The sequence below is a fragment of the Psychroflexus aestuariivivens genome, assembly GCF_004010055.1.
GTDB classification, from domain to species: Bacteria; Bacteroidota; Bacteroidia; order Flavobacteriales; family Flavobacteriaceae; genus Psychroflexus; species Psychroflexus aestuariivivens.
Window position 1 is genome coordinate 1 of record NZ_RQVT01000057.1, and the last position, 2,038, is coordinate 2,038.

General features: G+C 44.3%; 1 rRNA gene. It reads left to right on the top strand.

The features are described from left to right. Positions 1–432: 432 nt before the first annotated feature. Positions 433–1,954 (top strand): 16S ribosomal RNA (locus EIG86_RS12690). The last annotated feature ends 84 nt before the right edge of the window (positions 1,955–2,038 follow it).

The following is a 2,038-nucleotide window of genomic DNA, read 5'->3' on the forward strand; positions in this document are numbered from 1 at the left end:
TTTGTCATATTATCCAAAAAGGTTGTAGTTTTGCACCCCGCTAATTGATTTATTGGAGATTTAACGAGAGATTAATTTGGGGTTAATGTTTAAGAAAAAAAAGCATTAATTATTTTGTTTAGGTTCAGAAATAGTATTAGTTTTGCGCTCTCGAAATTTCCAAGAAAGTTCATTAAAATAATTAAAAAAAAAGTTTTTGCAAAAAGCTTGTTATAATCAAAATAAGTATTACTTTTGCATCCGCTTAGAAAACGGCTTATAGAGATGGTATCTTTTTAAGTTAACAAGAACATAAGTTCATTGACATATTGAATTGACAGCACAGATAATTTAGATTATTTGTAGAATTAGAAACATAAAGATTAAGAGTTGATTCCTGAGGATTTAATTGTTAGAATTAGATTTAGAGGCGTTAAAGACATATAAGATTTAACGATGAAGAGTTTGATCCTGGCTCAGGATGAACGCTAGCGGCAGGCCTAACACATGCAAGTCGAGGGGTAACAGGGTCTTCGGACCGCTGACGACCGGCGCACGGGTGCGTAACGCGTATACAATCTACCTATTACTAAGAGATAGCCCAGAGAAATTTGGATTAATATTTTATAGTATTATCTATTGGCATCGATTGATAATTAAAGGTTACGGTAATAGATGAGTATGCGTCCTATTAGCTAGATGGTAAGGTAACGGCTTACCATGGCGACGATAGGTAGGGGTCCTGAGAGGGAGATCCCCCACACTGGTACTGAGACACGGACCAGACTCCTACGGGAGGCAGCAGTGAGGAATATTGGACAATGGGAGCAATCCTGATCCAGCCATGCCGCGTGCAGGAAGACTGCCCTATGGGTTGTAAACTGCTTTTATACAGGAAGAAAAAGGTGTACGAGTACACTGTTGACGGTACTGTACGAATAAGGATCGGCTAACTCCGTGCCAGCAGCCGCGGTAATACGGAGGATCCAAGCGTTATCCGGAATCATTGGGTTTAAAGGGTCCGTAGGCGGGACAATAAGTCAGTGGTGAAAGTTTGTGGCTCAACCATAAAATTGCCATTGATACTGTTGTTCTTGAGTGCTTGTGAAGTGGTTAGAATGAGTAGTGTAGCGGTGAAATGCATAGATATTACTCAGAATACCGATTGCGAAGGCAGATCACTAACAATACACTGACGCTGATGGACGAAAGCGTAGGTAGCGAACAGGATTAGATACCCTGGTAGTCTACGCCGTAAACGATGGTTACTAGCTGTTCGGATCAATTGCGATCTGAGTGGCTAAGCGAAAGTGATAAGTAACCCACCTGGGGAGTACGTTCGCAAGAATGAAACTCAAAGGAATTGACGGGGGCCCGCACAAGCGGTGGAGCATGTGGTTTAATTCGATGATACGCGAGGAACCTTACCAGGGCTTAAATGCAGTTTGACAGGGGTGGAAACACCTTTTCCTTCGGGCAAATTGCAAGGTGCTGCATGGTTGTCGTCAGCTCGTGCCGTGAGGTGTCAGGTTAAGTCCTATAACGAGCGCAACCCCTTTGGTTAGTTGCCAGCGAGTAATGTCGGGAACTCTAGCCATACTGCCAGTGTAAACTGAGAGGAAGGTGGGGATGACGTCAAATCATCACGGCCCTTACGTCCTGGGCTACACACGTGCTACAATGGTAGGGACAGAGAGCAGCCACTTCGCAAGGAGGCGCGAATCTACAAACCCTATCACAGTTCGGATCGCAGTCTGCAACTCGACTGCGTGAAGCTGGAATCGCTAGTAATCGCATATCAGCCATGATGCGGTGAATACGTTCCCGGGCCTTGTACACACCGCCCGTCAAGCCATGGAAGCTGGGAGTACCTGAAGTCGGTCGCCGCAAGGAGCCGCCTAGGGTAAAACTAGTAACTGGGGCTAAGTCGTAACAAGGTAGCCGTACCGGAAGGTGCGGCTGGAATACCTCCTTTTTTAGAGAATTGCATTGAGAAGTGCAATCGACGCTTCAAGGGATTAACTTTTGATTTTAATGTTTCTAATTGTCAATTTGATAT